The sequence below is a fragment of the Variovorax sp. YR750 genome (assembly GCF_900109805.1).
Taxonomy (GTDB): Bacteria; Pseudomonadota; Gammaproteobacteria; order Burkholderiales; family Burkholderiaceae_C; genus Variovorax; species Variovorax gossypii.
On the sequence record NZ_FOBJ01000008.1, the window covers coordinates 1 to 14974 of the forward strand.

General features: G+C 67.5%; 18 protein-coding genes. 3 read left to right on the forward strand and 15 right to left on the reverse strand.

Annotated elements, in window-relative coordinates; genetic code table 11:
• A partial coding sequence (locus BMY35_RS17155; RefSeq protein ID WP_143080699.1) for a transglutaminase-like domain-containing protein occupies positions 1-273 on the forward strand: 273 nt, incomplete at its 5' end.
• A gap of 531 nt (positions 274-804) precedes the next feature.
• Positions 805-1149: an RcnB family protein gene (locus BMY35_RS17160; protein WP_093201384.1), complete on the forward strand. Its 345-nt coding sequence runs from the start codon at positions 805-807 to the stop codon at positions 1147-1149.
• A 137-nt stretch (positions 1150-1286) separates the two neighbouring features.
• On the opposite strand, the gene BMY35_RS17165 is transcribed toward BMY35_RS17160, so the two are convergent.
• From BMY35_RS17165 to BMY35_RS17195, 7 genes are all read right to left on the reverse strand, one after another.
• Positions 1287-1898, reverse strand: a complete 612-nt coding sequence (locus BMY35_RS17165; RefSeq protein WP_093201387.1) for an alkylhydroperoxidase domain protein — start codon at positions 1896-1898, stop codon at positions 1287-1289.
• 15 nt (positions 1899-1913) lie between these two features.
• Positions 1914-2588, reverse strand: coding sequence for a CMD domain protein (locus tag BMY35_RS17170; protein ID WP_093201389.1), 675 nt, complete (start codon positions 2586-2588; stop codon positions 1914-1916).
• A 16-nt stretch (positions 2589-2604) separates the two neighbouring features.
• A complete protein-coding gene (locus tag BMY35_RS17175; RefSeq protein ID WP_093201392.1) occupies positions 2605-3678 on the reverse strand; it encodes a putative FMN-dependent luciferase-like monooxygenase in 1074 nt (357 codons plus the stop codon).
• 141 nt (positions 3679-3819) lie between these two features.
• Entirely contained in the window at positions 3820-5352 is a 1533-nt protein-coding gene (locus tag BMY35_RS17180; RefSeq protein ID WP_093201394.1) for a sensor domain-containing diguanylate cyclase, read from the reverse strand.
• Between the two features lie 98 nt (positions 5353-5450).
• The gene (locus BMY35_RS17185) at positions 5451-5897 is read right to left on the reverse strand and encodes a hypothetical protein (RefSeq protein WP_093201397.1); all 447 of its coding nucleotides are present in this window, start codon (positions 5895-5897) and stop codon (positions 5451-5453) included.
• Between the two features lie 112 nt (positions 5898-6009).
• Entirely contained in the window at positions 6010-6207 is a 198-nt protein-coding gene (locus BMY35_RS17190; RefSeq protein WP_093201399.1) for a hypothetical protein, read from the reverse strand.
• A gap of 78 nt (positions 6208-6285) precedes the next feature.
• A complete protein-coding gene (locus tag BMY35_RS17195) occupies positions 6286-6588 on the reverse strand; it encodes a hypothetical protein (RefSeq protein ID WP_093429338.1) in 303 nt (100 codons plus the stop codon).
• Between the two features lie 59 nt (positions 6589-6647).
• Here BMY35_RS17195 and BMY35_RS37730 point away from each other — a divergent pair, with 59 nt between their 5' ends.
• Positions 6648-7358, forward strand: coding sequence for a hypothetical protein (locus BMY35_RS37730; protein ID WP_143080700.1), 711 nt, complete (start codon positions 6648-6650; stop codon positions 7356-7358).
• A 364-nt stretch (positions 7359-7722) separates the two neighbouring features.
• Here BMY35_RS37730 and BMY35_RS17210 read toward each other — a convergent pair whose 3' ends face one another.
• The 8 genes from BMY35_RS17210 to BMY35_RS17245 all read right to left on the reverse strand — a co-directional run bounded on the left by BMY35_RS17210 (position 7723) and on the right by BMY35_RS17245 (position 14949).
• A complete protein-coding gene (locus BMY35_RS17210; protein WP_256228688.1) occupies positions 7723-8088 on the reverse strand; it encodes a hypothetical protein in 366 nt (121 codons plus the stop codon).
• The gene (locus BMY35_RS17215) at positions 8085-9038 is read right to left on the reverse strand and encodes a cupin domain-containing protein (RefSeq protein WP_093201411.1); all 954 of its coding nucleotides are present in this window, start codon (positions 9036-9038) and stop codon (positions 8085-8087) included. The genes BMY35_RS17210 and BMY35_RS17215 overlap by 4 nt, the downstream gene beginning before the upstream one ends.
• On the reverse strand, positions 9035-10339 hold the full coding sequence (locus BMY35_RS17220) for a Zn-dependent hydrolase (protein ID WP_093201414.1): 1305 nt from the start codon (positions 10337-10339) through the stop codon (positions 9035-9037). Before BMY35_RS17220 ends, BMY35_RS17215 begins: the two co-directional genes overlap by 4 nt.
• A complete protein-coding gene (locus tag BMY35_RS17225; RefSeq protein WP_093201416.1) occupies positions 10339-11220 on the reverse strand; it encodes an alpha/beta fold hydrolase in 882 nt (293 codons plus the stop codon). The genes BMY35_RS17220 and BMY35_RS17225 overlap by 1 nt, the downstream gene beginning before the upstream one ends.
• 13 nt (positions 11221-11233) lie before the next feature.
• Positions 11234-12409 (reverse strand): pyridoxal phosphate-dependent aminotransferase, encoded by a 1176-nt coding sequence (locus BMY35_RS17230; protein ID WP_093201419.1) that lies wholly within the window; start codon positions 12407-12409, stop codon positions 11234-11236.
• On the reverse strand, positions 12406-13236 hold the full coding sequence (locus tag BMY35_RS17235; protein ID WP_093201421.1) for an SDR family oxidoreductase: 831 nt from the start codon (positions 13234-13236) through the stop codon (positions 12406-12408). The genes BMY35_RS17230 and BMY35_RS17235 overlap by 4 nt, the downstream gene beginning before the upstream one ends.
• A gap of 50 nt (positions 13237-13286) precedes the next feature.
• A complete protein-coding gene (locus BMY35_RS17240; protein WP_093201424.1) occupies positions 13287-14027 on the reverse strand; it encodes a GntR family transcriptional regulator in 741 nt (246 codons plus the stop codon).
• Positions 14028-14109: 82 nt separating this feature from the next.
• Positions 14110-14949 carry a TauD/TfdA dioxygenase family protein gene (locus BMY35_RS17245; protein WP_093201426.1) on the reverse strand — a complete coding sequence of 280 codons (840 nt, stop codon included), beginning with the start codon at positions 14947-14949 and terminating at the stop codon, positions 14110-14112.
• Positions 14950-14974: the final 25 nt, after the last annotated feature.

Consider the following 14974-nt stretch of genomic DNA (forward strand, 5'->3'; position numbering starts at 1 on the left):
TTATGTCGATGCCTGAACATTCCCGCACGTTATTGCACCGGATACCTGGGAGATGTCGGAACTGCGCCGCCATTCGGCCCGATGGATTTCGCAGGTTGGTTCGAGGCTTTCCTGGGCGACCGTTGGTACACCTTCGATGCGCGCAACAACGTACCCCGCATCGGCCGCGTGCTGATTGCGCAGGGACGGGATGCCAGCGACGTGGCGTTGTCCTGCACCTTCGGTCCGGACAAGCTGGACGGCTTCAAGGTCTGGTGCGACGAGATCCAGTGAATAAGAAGCACGTGGCGAACTTTCGCTGTCTCGCCCGGGATCCCTGAGTGCGGATGCGGCGGGCTCCAGAGCATCGAGCATGCGGTCTTTCCACTGATCATCCTCAAGCCCGAGGAGGTCTCCCATGCAGGATCGCTGGGGGCGTAGAGCTGGATCTTCCTGCAGGCCGCAGAGTCTGACTTCCGTTCAGAAGGCATGGCTCACCAGTCGATCGTGATTAACGACATTGCCGCTGAAGGTCGCGCCGAACTGCGGCGCCGGCAGACCTTGGGGCCTTGGGAGTGGCGGAAGAAGTCACGCGGCTGGCAGGCATCGCACCACGGCTCCCCAGTTGCTGCCCGGATCGGGAACGCGTGGCACCTGCCCGGCCGATGAGGTCGCAGGCAGAGACCCGGCTGGATAAGGCGTTATCGCCAGGATAGTGCGCCGCCGCCTCCGGCCCAATCCCCCGCCTCTTCCGGTCTCTCCGAATTTCACCCCAGGTCCCGCCATAGGCTGAGCTTCCCTGTTGTCCAGAGGAACAAAACCCGCATGCGATACACCGCCCGGAAGCTCACCATCATCGCCACGACGGCCATCGTCGCGGTCTCATCCACACTCAGCGGCTGCGTGGTCGCGCCACCGCCGACCGCCCCCACCGTGACATTCGCGCCCGGTTCGACGCTTCCGCCCGGGTATCGAGGCGAGGCATACGTCGTGAGCGACTGGCAATCCCGAGGCCTCTACGAGCCCCCGCAGGGCTATGCCTGGCGTTACGTCGATGGGCAATATGTCCTGGCGGCCGTGGCCACCGGGATCATCGCCGCGGCTTTCCTTGGTGCGCTCTTCGGTCATGGCGGCCACGGCGGGCCGGGGCCGGGCTTTGGTCCCCGCTAGCTTCGGTCGAGCCGCCGTCATTTCGTAGGGCCCTTGATTTGCTCGACGCACTCCGCGCCCTGTGGGCCGCACTGGTCGCCATCGGCCAGTTCCTGGCCTGGTTGCTGAATCTGCTGTCGTGAGGCGGATCAGCTGGATCAGCTGCTTGCGGACGCCTGCGGCTCTCCCAGCGACAGCATCAGCCGGTTCGCCCAGTTGAAGAAGGCGGCGCCGTGGATGACGTCGGCAATCGCAAGATCGTCCAGCCCTTGCGCGCGCAGTTGAGCCACGTGCTCGGGCCCGAACGCGGACGGCGTGGCAGACAGCGCGACCGACGCCGCCACGATCGCATTCCAGCGCTCGCCCAGTTCGGCCTTCACGCCTTCGTCGAGAAGCCGCTGCACGTCGTCCGTGCGCTGCGAAAAATGCGAGGCGAAGCGCGCATGCACCGAGGCGCAATAAATGCAGCCATTGAAGCGCGAAGCCGCGGTGGCCGAGAGTTCGCGCTCGGCGCGCGGCAGGCCGGCTTCGGGGTTGTAGAAGATGTCCTTGTCGGTGCGCGTGCGGGCGCCAAGGATGTCCGGGTCGCGCGCCAGCAGGCGGAAGTACGGCGACTTCGCACGCGATGCATCCACCAGCCCGGTGAAGTGCCGCTCGGCCAGGTCGGCCTCGGGTAGCGGCTCGAGCCAGGGCAGCCATTCGAGCTGCGCCTGCGTGAAGGCGTTCGGATGAATGTTCCCGGGATGGTTCAGCACGGATTCGGCGCTCATGGTGTTCTCTTCGACTCAATCGACAAGGGTGACGGGGCGTTGCGCCAGAGCCCGCAAGCCGCTGACGACGCGGATCTGGAACGCGAGGAACGCAACGAGCTGCGACAGCGTCACGATCTCGGTGCTCGACCATCCCGCGTCGAGCAGCGACTGCAGTGCTGCAGCGCTCGCATCGCGCGGATGAAAGACGAGCAGGTGTGCGTGCTCGAAGCCGGCCGAAAGCCGCTCGCCCAGCACCGCGCGCTGCGCGTCGCTCACCGCGTACGAGGCACCGCCCGCGTCCTCTACGCTGAGCGGTCCGGTGGGATAGCGGCCATAGGGCCCCTGTGCGGCACCCCGCTTTGTTTCGACGGCGACAGCCTCGACCACTCCGGCACGAGCGCCCTGCCCCGGCAGCGCATCCGCATAGAAGCGCGCCACGTCGGCCTGGCCGTGCAGCCCCGCGACGAAGGCCGCAATGGCAAACCGGTCCGCGATTTCGAAGTTCCCAAACAGCGGTGGCGTCGGTGCGAACAGTGCCAGATAGCTCTGCTGCGCATGGATGCGCGCCTGCTCGCGCTGCGAGCGGATGCGGTCGAGGTGGCTGCCAGGCTCGATGCCGGCAAGCCGGTCGATGACATCGGGCACCGCCGCTGCGAGGGAAGCTGCAGAAAAAGAGGAGGAGGAAGATGAGGAAGCGATGGCGTTCATGGAAAAAGGAATGCGGCTAGAGAAGTGCAAGTGCCTGGAGATCCGGCGCGCTCGCCCCGCGCGTCCAGCCCAGGGCCGGCGCGACCACGGTGGCGGTCAGCTCGATGGAGCGCAGGATCGCCTCGTGCGGCGGATCGACCGAATGCACCTGGCAGACGAGATCGGTCACGCGCGCGAGCGTGCTGTCGGCGCGCAGCGAGGCGATCACGTCCTCCGGCGATCCAACGTGCACGTCGTACTCGGCAATCAGTTGTTCGAGCGGCGCGTCGGGACCGGCCCTGTCGGCAAGACCGGTCTGGCCCGAAGCCCCGAAGCGAGCCGCCGAACGGCGCAGGCCGATGTCGGCCAGGCGCAGGGCCTCCTTGCGCGTGTCCGCCACGAAGACGCTGCGCGAGCCCACGATCCGCGGCGTATGGCCGGAAGGCAGCGCTGCAAGGTAGGCATCGACGATAGGGTTCTGGATCTCCGCGAGCGAGGCATGCGGCGCATGCCCGGGACGCGGCTGCGTGCGCGAGAGCATCAGGCCGTCACCCGCCTCTCCCGCGCGCGTGCCGCCGCTCACCGAGAACGTGGCCTGCCAGATGCGGCCCAGCAGCTGCAAGCCCGAGGGGTACAGCGTGTCGCCACCGGCCAGCGGCTGGCCTGCCCATGCCGAGCGCACCGCGGCGAGCTGCCTGGCGAAGATGGCCGATCGGTCGTTGCCGTCGAGCCCGAAGGCCGCGAATGACTCGGGCGTGCCGCCCGTTCCCACGCCCACTTCGAGCCGGCCGCCCGAGAGCAGGTCCAGCACGATCGCGTCCTCGGCCACTCGCACGGCGTTTTCCAGCGGCAGCGTGACGATGCCCGTGCCCAGCCGGATGCGCCGGGTGCGCGAAGCCACGTAGGCCAGGAAGACGAAGGGCGAAGGCAGCCCGCCCTCGTGCTCATGAAAGTGATGCTGCGCCACCCAGGCCGAGTCGAAGCCGAAGGCCTCGGCGTGGGCGATCTGCGCGGCGACCAGGCGGTAGCGCTCCGCGGCGGGAGCATCGTCGAGCAGGCGGCTGAAGAATCCGAGGCGAAGCGGGCGCGAGGAATGGGAAATGCCGGGCATCCGGAGGTCTGAAGGTTGTGTTGTGACTGGCCTTCGAGTCTTGCCCGTGATGCGGTCCCGAGGGAAATCCGCTTATCGCGCTTGCTTATGCGCTTTGCGCGTATCGCCGGTGTCCGGCGCCGGAGCCAGGCGGCTCCTCGCTCATGTCTGCGTCGAACGCATCGCCGTGCAGACGCGGTTGCGGCCCGCCATCTTGGCCGCATAGAGCGCCCTGTCGGCTGACTGGATCAGTTCCTTCGGCGGACTCGGGGTCTCGGCGGGGCTGAAGGCGTCCACGCCTGCGCTCAAGGTCACGAAACCCCCTGGCATGCCGGCGTGCACGATCTCCAGGTCGCGAACCGCGCTGCGGATCTTTTCCGCGAGGACGGCGGCGGCAGCCACGTCGGTCTTCGGCAGCAGCACGGCCAGTTCTTCCCCGCCGTACCGCGCGGCAAGATCGCCCGGACGCCGGGCCGCGAGGCTTGCGATGGTGCGCCCGATCGTCTGCAGGCACTCGTCGCCGGCCGCGTGGCCATAGATGTCGTTGTACTGCTTGAAGCAGTCGACATCGATCAATATCAGCGCCAGCGTGCTCGCGTCCCGCATGGCGCGGCTGAATTCGTTGTCCAGCGTCACGTCGAACTGCCGCCGGTTCGCAAGGCCCGTAAGGCCGTCTTCCATGGCGAGGGTGTTTAGGGTCTTGTTGAGCTTCTCGAGCGCGTCGCGCGCGCGCCGCAACTCGGCCTCGGTCCTGTTCTGCAGCTCCATCTGCCTGACCAGCCGCCAGCCCACGAAGCCGACGATCAACGTGAGCAGGATGACCCCGCCGGTGTGCCAGAGCGTTTCCCGCCACCAGGCGGCCAGGATCTCGTCCTTGGAGAGAGCCGCCGCGGCGAACAGCGGGTAGTTGGCAAGGCGCCGGAAGCTGTTCAGCCGCGTGATGCCGTCCTGCGCCGACAGGATCTCGGCCGTGCCGACCGGCCCCTGGTCCTTGTATGCGCGGAAGAGTCCGGTTTCGCGCATGTTCCGCCCCACCATTTCGACGCTGAAGGGCCGGCGGGTCATCATCGTCCCGCTCTCGAGGATCAGCGCCACGGCGCCGGCCTCGCCTATGTCGAGGCTGTCGTAGAACTTGCCGAAGAACTCGACGTCGATCGTCGCGAGCGCCACCCCGCCGAAGCTGCCGTCCGGGTTGTCGATGCGCCGCGAGACGGGAATGAGCAGCTTGCCGTTGGTCCGGCTCTTCACCGGCACGCCGATGTGCGGGCCGCGCTCCGCGTGCTCGCGATGGAAGGCGAAGTACTCGCGCTGCGCGTTGTTCAGGTTCTGCGGCGGCTCCTCCCGGGAGTTGACGACCCAGTTTCCGTCCTTGTCGTAGACGTGAAGCGCGTCGAGCTGCGGGAGTTCGTTCACCCGCATCGCCAGCAGCCTGTGGAGCCGGTCGAGGGCCGCGGGCCCCGTGCCGTCGTGCTGGATGCGTTCGACGATGCCGATCAGCGCGGTATCGGCCTGCTTGATCGTGTCGTCCGCCTGCTGCGCCATCGCGCGCGCGAGGTTCGACGTGGCAACGCTCATCTGCTTGAGCTGGACCGCGCGCGAATGCCAGCTGTTCAGGAAGTCGAGCGCGACGAGGGCGAGGCAGACGACGGCGACGAAGGCCGTTGTCCGGAAGGTGATGGATGGTCGACGAAACACTGTCTGCTTTCGGAGCAATGATGTCTGAGTGCCTTGCGGACTTTGACACATCTCCGGCCGGATTCGCAGCAACCCGGCGCGCCCGCCGGTTACACGGCTCAGACAGGCCGCACGTCGAAGAAGGCCTCGTCGGTCTCACCCAGGTCGCGAAAGCCCGCGGTGCGCGCCGCGTCGTAGGCCTTGGCCCAGCGCCTGGCCATGGCGATCTCGGCCTTCGACAGGTCGCTTTCGCTCGACTCGCTCGCGTTCTGGAATGCCCGCAATGCCTCGACGACGTCGTCGCCCAGCTGCCGGTCTATCTCGCGCCGGAAGCGCTGCTCCGCGACTCTTACGGCATCGGCTGCCGGGGGCGAATAGTCCGCGAGCCGCACGGTGTAGGTGACGCGCGCCTCGACTTCGGCATCGTCGAACCGGAATGGCTCCTCGTGCGCCATCTGCGCGAATGACGGCTCCGCCGGCAATGCCGGCAAATGCGGCTGCGGCATGGAAGAAACAGGCAAGGCCGTCACCGCAGCCCTCGGGAAGAAAAGCTCGAACTGGTTCATGGTTCATCGCCCCGGCGCACGAAGGCACCAATCGGGCTTGCAGCCAAAGACTGTACGAATATACAGTCTTTGGCGACCGTTAACCAGTCCGCGACCGGCAGGAGCAACCGATTCAGCGACGCTCGTGGATCATCCGCCAGACGTTGCACCCATTCACGCACGGCTGGCTCGGCAAGCCTGGAGACGGCTGCACGGCTGCAACCGGCGATGTGACGAGGGAGAGGCCGGCAGGATCGCTGCCCGGCGACGGGGTGCCGCCCATGACGATGGCAGTCAGGCTGACCGCCGCCACTTTTGTAACCATCAACATGATCGTCTCCAGCAGTTGGTCACAGATTCAAGATAGGTCTGCTGCAGACAAAAATCGCCGGGATTTACCCTCAAGCCCTCAAGGTGTCGACGGTCCTCCGGGCTTTGCCGGCAGGTCTCCTTCCCGCAGCTTCCGGCCCACCCACATCAATCCCGTCTCGTAGTTCGCGGCGCCAACCTGGATGCCGCCAACAGTCCGGAGCGCACCGGTGCCGTCGTCGGTGGCGGGCCCCTCCCCCGTGTACTCGCCAGGAACCAGCAACCGGCCGTCCTTCAGAAAATCGGCGATGCGAAGCTCCCGCATGCCGCGACCCCAGTGCCACTGTTTCTTGATGTCGTATGTGCTGGCAGCGGTCTTCCCGGGTGGATTGGATTTCTTCATATCATCTCGGCCGAATCAAAAAACAGGCGCCAGCATAGCCCGCGCCGATCGAGGCCTTCATGAAGAACCGTTCAGCAACGCCTTGGAAGAAGAGCCGGACCTACGGCGACATCCATGGCGGACGCACACGACGCCGGTTCACGGACAACATCGTGGCACGCGCACACTCGCTGCAACGGCCTGGGCCAGGGGATACGCTGCCTCTTCTGCTTCAGGACAACCCGTCACGCGATTTCTTCTTCCCCGTATCGGTGCAAGAGTGCGCGGCCGCGCTGCAGGCGCTTCCCGCAAGTCACGGGGAAGGCATCACGCATATCTGGCTCCGCCGCAGACCCGAACGCATGACCGGCCTGGATGCGCCGCTTGCCTTGTTCATCTATGGCAGCGGTGTTCGCGTCATCATCCTGTATCCCTGGCGTGTCGACGGACGCCTGTATGTCGGGCGCAAGAAACCGAAGTCCCAGCATGTTGCGCCGTACCTGCGTTTTGGCGCGAAGCTCGTCAGCGAGCATGGCCGGTGGTATGCGGCCTTTTCGGCGGCCGACCTCAAGCGCTTCTACCTCGAGCACCTGTTCTGCCACGAGGTCGGACATCACGTCGATTGGTACTCAAGGCACTGGAGCAGCGCCAACGCTCGTCAGGTCGAAGAGTTTGCTGATCAATACGCCGTGCAGTGGGGCCCCTTCACCAAGGTCGTGTCGCAATTGCCCTACTCGGGTGGCAACGCCGACGGCGACCTGGGTTCTACAGCCTCCCCCGCCTCCACATAGTTGAGTTCGACCGGATGAACGATGGAGGCGGTCGATTCTCCATCGAAGCGAACCAGCAAGTGCTCGCCGCTCGCGCCGGTGATGACTCCGAACCTTCCTTGCAACTCGACCCTGCCGCCACGCCGCGCGGGCACCTTGAAGCGGATGCGGATGTACGGAAGGCCTACCCTGAAATACTCCACCATGCGACCACCCCTGATGACTTGTTGTCGTTCCGGCCGGGGCGTTGCGATGGCCTGCCAGGGGCGCTGCAACGTCGATGACCGGAAACGTCAATTTCGCCGGAGGCTCATGGGGTGCGTGTCAGCCAGGGCCTACCGCCTCTGACAGCCGCCGGGCATTCCGGCGGCCGTGCCGAAGCGTGTCAGCGGGCGTTGCCGAGAGCCGCTTCTGCCGTGGAGATCAGCTCATCGGCCTCTTCGCGAGGCCCGACGTTCAGGTCTTCGGAGAGTCCCTTCAGCACGACATAGCCTGCCTGCAGGGCTTCGGCGTAGGTGGCGAATCCGGTGGCCGCTTCCATCAGCGGCTCGAACTCCATCGAGTTGTCGAAGGATTCCAGCAGTACCCAGAAATAGTCGCCTGCGTCGTGTTGGTCTACGGTCAGGGCGATGGAGATAAGTTGGCCAGCCATGCCGCGGATGGTGGCGCGCCCAAATGACAGGTCGAAGAAGCGGGCGTGAACGTTCTGCTTCCCTGCTTGTGCTCTCGCGGGCAGGCGTGCGCCAATCAACCGGCAGCTTCGAGGAATTCGAATCCCATCGTTCGCGCGTGATAGTGCAGTCCGCCGTCCTGCACGATCAGGAAGCGTGCGCCGCGCGAGCCGGCGTTGTGATGCGAGTGCGGCGCACCGGGTGGCGTGACCAGCGTGGCCCACGGCGTCCACGGGCACACCGCATCGCCCACCACCGAATGGCAGCCCTCGCCCTGCACCACCAGCGTCACAGCGGCCGAGTTGTGGCGGTGGGCGCGCTGGTGCGTGCCCGGCTCCAGCGTGTTGAAGCTCAGCGTCAGCGTGGGCGTGAGGTTGCGCGCGGCGGCTTGGCGGTCGGACGAGAAGATCAGTGCCCGGCCCGAGGTTTCGTCGCGCGTGACGCAGGAGAACATCAGTTCGAACTGGCGCTCGATCTCCGCGGCCGGATAGTGCACGACATCGATGGCCGCGCCGGCCACGGGCGCCGGCTGCGCGCGCTCGAAGGCCAGTTGCGGCTCGTTGCCGACCGTCCACAGCAGCGCGCCCTCGGAGCCTGCTTCGATCCGGTAGCCCGATGCGCCGGGCAGCAGGAACACGTCGCCCGCGCCGAAGGCAAAGCCGTCGACCGCCCCCGTCAACCTGCCGCTGCCGGAGATCACGTACCAGACCGCCCCCGTGGCGCGCACATCCAGCGGCAGCAACGCGTCGCGAGCGGCGATGCGCACATAGCGCGCGAGCATCAGCGGCGTGGTGGCCGGAAAGCCGCAGTCGAGCGCGCGCGACTGGTCGCAATCGAAGACGCCATGGCGCCCTTCCGGAGGCGGCGCGAAGAGCCGCGCGGGCACCTCGGGCAGCTTCACGTTGAAGGCGTTGCCGGAGTTGAAGAAGCGCGCCCTGGCCTGCGCCGCGCTGGCCGGCGCGCGCGGATGCTGCATGGGCAGGTCGGCCATGTCGATGACGGTGGCGGTGGCGGTGTCGACTGCATTCATGGCGAATCTCCCAGTCCAGCCCTTGTGTAGGGCAGCAGCACGCGCAACAGCACGTTCGCTCCGGCCACCACGTGCGCGGGCTCGGCCCACTCATGTTCCGCGTGGCTCACGCCGTCGCGGCAGGGAATGAAGATCATCGCGCTGGGGCACAGCGGCGCCAGGTGGCGCGCATCGTGGCCGGCGGCCGAGAGAATTGGCATGTGCGGCTGCCCGATGCGCTCGGCGGCCTCCGCGATTGCCCGCTGCAACGCAGCGTCGAAGCCGTTGGATGGAGCATCGACCAAAGGAGTCACGCTCGCCTGGCACGGCGCGGCGAGCGTCCCGCACAGTTCGACCAACCGCGTCCCCAGGTGATCGAGCACTGCGTTGTCGGGATGCCGCAGGTCGATGCGCAGCGTCACCCGCTCGGGCACCACCGAGGGCGCGTTGGGTTCCACCTGCAACCGGCCGATGGTGAACTTCACCGCGTCGTCGTGACCGCCGATCTCGGCATGGAGCGCCGTCGCGATGCGCGCGAAGGCCGCGAGCGCATCTCGACGATCCGCCATTGCGAGCGTGCCGGCATGGCCGCGCTCGCCGTCGATCACGACGTCGAATGTCTTCTTGCCCTGGATGCCAGTGACGACGCCGATCACGCGTTCCTGCGCCTCCAGCAGCGGCCCCTGCTCGATGTGCGCCTCGACATAGGCCGCCACCGGAAAGCCCAGCGGGCGCCGGCGCAGGCTGGGGAAAGCCGCATGCAGGGCATCGAGCGCATCGGCGACGCGGATGCCGTCGGCGTCGCACACCTCGCGCACGGCCTGAAGGCTGCGCACGCCGGCAAAGGCTTCCGAGCCCATCATGCCGGGCGCGAAGCGCGAGCCCTCCTCGTTCATCCACGCCACGCAGACGATGTCCACAGGCGGACGCACGCCGCGCGCGGCCAGCGTGGTCAGCACTTCCAGCGCCGCGACCACGCCGTACACGCCGTCGAAGCGCCCACCTCCGGGCTGGCTGTCGAGATGGCTGCCCGCGAGCACGGGCGGCGCGTCGCGGTCGGCACCTGGCAGCGCGATGAAAAGATTGCCCGCCGCATCGGTCGACGGCTCCAGGCCGACCGACAGCGCCCAGTCGATCATCGCGTGCCACGACGCGATCTCTTCCGCGCTCAGCGCCTGCCGGTTCACGCCGCCGCCCGGCGTGGCGCCGATGCGGGCGAGCGCCATGAGCCGGTCCCACAGCCGGTCGGCGTCGATGCGCCAGATGCCCTGCCCCTCGGCGGCAGCAGCAGCAGCGGCTTCGGTGGCGGTCGCCGCGCTCATCAGTCGGTCTTCATGATCTGGCTGGGCAGCGCGCGCGGATCGCGCGGCTTCCACTGGCCGGCCTCGACCTGGGCGAAGAACTCGGCCAGCAAGGCATTGAACGCGGCGGGCTCTTCCAGGTTGAGCGTATGGCCGGTCTTGGGCATCACGGCAAGGCCGCATGCCGGCAGCGTCTTCTTGAGAAAGATGCCGGGCTGCAGGCAATGGTCGTCCTCGTCGCCGACCACCACGAGCGAGGGCACGCTCATCGCGCGCAACTCGCTTTCCAGGTCGTAGATCGAGGGGCGCCGCGCCTGTACGCCGCGCATGGTGTTGGCCGCGCCGACGGCATCGTGCTGGCCGAGCCAGGTCGCGAATTCCTGCCAGCCGCGCGGGTCCTTGTTCTGGAACTGCACGCGGCTCGCGCCCAGCGAATAGGTGCGCGCGAATTTCTCGGAGCCCTGCGCCTCGAACTGCCTGGCCACTTCGAGCGAGACGCCGCGGAAGTACTCCTCGTGCTCCTTCTCTGCGCCGTAGCCCGCGCCGGCGATCACCAGCGACGATGCCCGCTGCGCATGGCGAAGGCCGAAGTGCAGCGTGGCGAAGCCGCCCATCGACAACCCGACGATGTGCGCGCGCGCAAGGCCCAGCGCGTCCATCACCGCGACGATGTCGTCGGCCGCAGTCGCTTGCGAATAGCGCTCCACGTCGGCCGGCACGTCCGATGGCGGGTAGCCGCGCGCGCCGAAGGTCACGCACTGGTGGCGCCGCGCGAAGTAGCGCATCTGTGGTTCCCAGCTGCGGTGGTCGCCGCCGAACTCGTGCACGAACACGATCGGCGTGCCGCTGCCGGCGGTCTCGTAGTAGAGGCGAACGCCGTCGGGGGTGGTGGCGAAACTCATGGTCGGCCCCTCCTCAGAACAGCGCCGCCGTCGCCGGCAGGCTGCGCGCACGCTCGACCGCCTGCGGCAGCACGTCGCACAGCGCCTGCGCCCAGGCCCTGGGCACGGTGGTGGAGATCTTCACGAAGCGGTGCCCGAAGCGCGGCGTGTGGTACGTGCCCTGCCGCACCATGATGTCGTGCTCGCCCAGCGCAGTGACCAGCGCCTCGGGCGTCACGCCCGCCTTGCTGCACTCGACCACGATGAAGTTGGCCTGCGACGGGAACACCGGCACCTCGAAGCCCGGCAGCTTCGCGAAGGCGTCGACGATCAGCCGCTGGTTCTCGCGCTGCTGCGCGATCACCTCGGCCATCCACTCGGCCTTCACCGCCAGGCCCGCGATGGCCGCGCGCTGCGCCAGCACGCTCGCGCCCAGCGGCGCCTGCGAGTGCGGCAGGATGCGCGCGAGCAGCTCCGGCGAGGCCACGAGCGCACCGAGGCGCAGGCCCGCGAGGCCCAGCCACTTCGAGAAGCTCACGATGGTCACGGTGCCTTCCGGGTAGAAGCGCGACGCCAGCGTGTGGCTGTCGGCGAAGTCGCGGTAGGTGCAGTCGTGGATGAGGATGGCGCCGATCTCGCGGGCGCGCTGCGCGAAGGCGCGGATCTCGTCCTCGGTGTAGGTGGTGCCCAGCGGGTTGTTGGGGTCCACGAGATAGATGACGGCGGTGTTCGCATCGGTCGAAGCGGCCAGCGCCTCGGCCGACAACTTGAAGCCGTATTCCGGCCCGTAGATCGGAATCTCCGTGATCGCCGAACCGGCCTTGGCCGCGAACTGCAGCGGCCACTTCCATCCCGGGTCGGTGGTGACGAAGCCCTTGCCCGCCACGCAGAAGGCGCGGCAGGCCAGCGCCAGCGCGGAGACCGCGCCGTCGGTCACCACGGCCGACTGGTCCGGCACGCCGAGATCGGCCACGATGGCAGAGCGCAGCGCTTCCATGCCCAGCGGCGGCGCATAGGCATGGAAGCTCTCGTCGTCGATGGCGTCGTGCAGCGCCTTGCGCACGGCCGGGTGCAGCGGGAAGTGGTTGGTGTTCTGGCCCAGCCACATCAGCGCGGGGTTGGAGAACAGCCGGTCGAAGTACCGGTTGCGGGTTTCGGCATCGCTCGTCACGGCCGGCACCGCTGCGGCGGGGTTCAGCGCCGCGTTCATGCCGCAAGCCTCTGCTGTTCGGCGGCCATGGCCTTCTTGCTGGTCTTGATGATCGAGCCGCGCGCCGCGATGCCGCCGTCGATGGTCACCACCGTGCCGGTGATGTAGCCCGCGCGCGGCGAGGCCAGGAACACCATCAGTTCGGCCACCTCTTCCGGCGTGGCGGGGCGACCGCCGGGATAGTTGTCGAACAGTTCCTCCCAGCGGCCTTCGTCGCCATGGGTGTCGAGGGCGCGGCGCTTCATGAGCTTGACCATGCGGTCGGTCGCGACTGGACCGGGGTTCACGCCCACCACGCGGATGCCGTCGTCCAGGCTCACGCCGCCGAGCGCGCGCGTGAAGGCCATCACGGCCGCGTTGCCGGTGGACCCGGCGATGTAGTTGGCGTCCCAGTTCTCGCCGGAGTTGCCGATGTCGTTCACGATCACGCCGCCGCCCGCCGCCTTCATGCGTGCGTAGTAGATCTGGCTGAGTTCCATGTAGCCCAGCACCTTGAGCTGGAAGCCCCGGCGCACCAGGGCGAAGTCCAGCGACTCGATGGGGCCAGAAGGGATGTCGCCCGCGTTGTTCACAAGGATGTCGACATGCCCTGCCGCCTCGGCGAGCTGCACCATGGCGCCGGGCGCGGCCAGGTCCATCGGATGAATGCGCACCTTGACCGGATGGAGCTTCTCGATTTCTTCCTTGGCGGCGGCCAGCGCGACACCGTCGCGCGCGGCCAGTTGCAGGTGGCAGCCTTCGGCCGCGAACGAATGGGCCGCGGCGAGGCCGATGCCCTTGGAGGCACCGGTGATGAGCACGGTCTTGCCGTCGAGTTCGAGTTTCATGGAGAGATGTCCTGGGATGCGATCGGGAAAAAGATGGTCGTGTGGAAAGATCAGGCAGCGCCCGCCGCGTCCTGCTCGGACAGCGCGGCGATCAGGTCGACGATGTCGTCCTCGAGCAGGCTCACGTGGTCGATGGCGGCGTTGAACGCGGCGCCCGGGTCGTTGCGCCGGATGGCGTCGAGGATGGCGCCGTGCTCGCCGATGGTGGCGCTCATGCGCCCGGGCTGGAAGGTCACGTAGCGGCGGTACACGCGCACGCGCTTGCGCAGCGCGCGCGTCTGCTCCGCGAGGTAGTGCGTGTTGGAGGCTTCGTAGAGCGCATCGTGGAAGTCCTGGTTCACGTCGTAGAAGCGCGAGTGGTCGCCCGAGGCCAGGATGCTCGTCAGGTCGTCGTGCAACTGGCTCATGCGCTGCTTCTGCGCCTCGGTGGCGCGGCGCGCGGCGAACTTGGCGCACAGGCCCTCCATCACCGCCATCATCTGGAACATCTCGATGAGCATGGGCAGCGAGATGCGCGCCACGCACACTCCACCCTGGCGGCTGCGCAGGTCGACAAGGCCCGTGGCGGCCAGCGCCTTGAGCGCCTCGCGCACCGGAGTGCGCGACACCTTGAAGCGCTCGGCCAGCTCGGCCTCGTCGAGCCGCGCACCGGGCTTGAGCACGCCGCTGACGATCAGGTCCTCCAGCGTGTCCTTCAGCTCGTCGGACAGCGTCGCGCCCTTGCCGCGCTGGCGCTCGCGTGCGCGCGGCGCCGAGGGGTCGGCGGTCATCTCGGGTTCATCGGGTTCCATGTTCTTGCCTTCCTTGTTGTGTTTGTCTTTGTCGGTGCGATTCAGGCACTCGGACGCTGGGCCCGCGCGCCATTCGGGGATTTCAGAACGGGCGGTCTCCGGCCACGGTGGTGCGGTGCATCACGCGGCGGTACACGTTGTCGTCGTAGGGCGTGGCGCGGTGCATGGTGCAGCGGTTGTCCCACACCAGCAGGTCGCCCGCGAGCCACTTGTGGCGGTAGCTGAACTCCGGCGAGATGGCGTGCGCGTTCAGCTCGGCCAGCAGCGCCACGCTCTCGTCGGCGGGCAGGCCGTCGATGTGCTTGACCACGTCCTCGCCCACGTACAGCGAAAGGCGGCCGGTCTCGGGGTGCGTGCGCACCAGCGGGTGCACCACGTCGGGCGTGGCCGCCAGCTGCTCGGGCGTGAGCGGAGCACGGTCGGCGAAGGCCTTGCCGTAGTAGTTGGCGTAGCTGTGCGTGGCCGTCATGTGGCGGATGCGCGCCTTCGTGTCGTCGTCCAGCGCCTCGTAGGCGGCATGCATCGAGGCGAAGAAGGTGTCGCCCTCCACCGGCGGCACTTCCAGCGCGTAGAGCAGCGCGCCCATCGAGGGCTCGGCCTTGTACGAGAGGTCGGAGTGCCAGTTCCAGCCCTCCTTGTGGTTGCCGATGGGCTTGCCGTTCTCCGACACGTTCGACAGCACGTAGACCTCGGGATGCTCCTTCTTCAGGAACTGCGTGAGCACGTGGCCCAGCAGCGGCCCGAAGCGGCGCGAGAAGGCCACGTGCTGCGATTCGTTGATGCTCTGGCCGCGAAACAGCAGGACCGAGCGCTGGTTGAGCGTGTCGCGCAGCACCGCGAAGTCGGCGTCGCTCACTGGCTCGCGCAGGTCTAGCCCCGTGACTTCGGTGCCGATGAAGGAGGTGAGGTTCTCGAGTTGCATGGTCGGGATGTGTCTCTGTGGATGA

Coding starts and splice junctions, on each gene's coding strand:
- BMY35_RS17165 (WP_093201387.1), bottom strand. CDS start 1,898: ATGAGCGCCGAATCCGTGCTGAACCATCCCGGGAACATTCATCCGAAC.
- BMY35_RS17245 (WP_093201426.1), bottom strand. CDS start 14,949: ATGCAACTCGAGAACCTCACCTCCTTCATCGGCACCGAAGTCACGGGG.
- BMY35_RS17160 (WP_093201384.1), top strand. CDS start 805: ATGCGATACACCGCCCGGAAGCTCACCATCATCGCCACGACGGCCATC.
- BMY35_RS17195 (WP_093429338.1), bottom strand. CDS start 6,588: ATGAAGAAATCCAATCCACCCGGGAAGACCGCTGCCAGCACATACGAC.
- BMY35_RS17235 (WP_093201421.1), bottom strand. CDS start 13,236: ATGAAACTCGAACTCGACGGCAAGACCGTGCTCATCACCGGTGCCTCC.
- BMY35_RS37730 (WP_143080700.1), top strand. CDS start 6,648: ATGAAGAACCGTTCAGCAACGCCTTGGAAGAAGAGCCGGACCTACGGC.
- BMY35_RS17185 (WP_093201397.1), bottom strand. CDS start 5,897: ATGAACCAGTTCGAGCTTTTCTTCCCGAGGGCTGCGGTGACGGCCTTG.
- BMY35_RS17240 (WP_093201424.1), bottom strand. CDS start 14,027: ATGGAACCCGATGAACCCGAGATGACCGCCGACCCCTCGGCGCCGCGC.
- BMY35_RS17170 (WP_093201389.1), bottom strand. CDS start 2,588: ATGAACGCCATCGCTTCCTCATCTTCCTCCTCCTCTTTTTCTGCAGCT.
- BMY35_RS17230 (WP_093201419.1), bottom strand. CDS start 12,409: ATGAACGCGGCGCTGAACCCCGCCGCAGCGGTGCCGGCCGTGACGAGC.
- BMY35_RS17190 (WP_093201399.1), bottom strand. CDS start 6,207: ATGTTGATGGTTACAAAAGTGGCGGCGGTCAGCCTGACTGCCATCGTC.
- BMY35_RS17175 (WP_093201392.1), bottom strand. CDS start 3,678: ATGCCCGGCATTTCCCATTCCTCGCGCCCGCTTCGCCTCGGATTCTTC.
- BMY35_RS17220 (WP_093201414.1), bottom strand. CDS start 10,339: ATGAGCGCGGCGACCGCCACCGAAGCCGCTGCTGCTGCTGCCGCCGAG.
- BMY35_RS17215 (WP_093201411.1), bottom strand. CDS start 9,038: ATGAATGCAGTCGACACCGCCACCGCCACCGTCATCGACATGGCCGAC.
- BMY35_RS17225 (WP_093201416.1), bottom strand. CDS start 11,220: ATGAGTTTCGCCACCACCCCCGACGGCGTTCGCCTCTACTACGAGACC.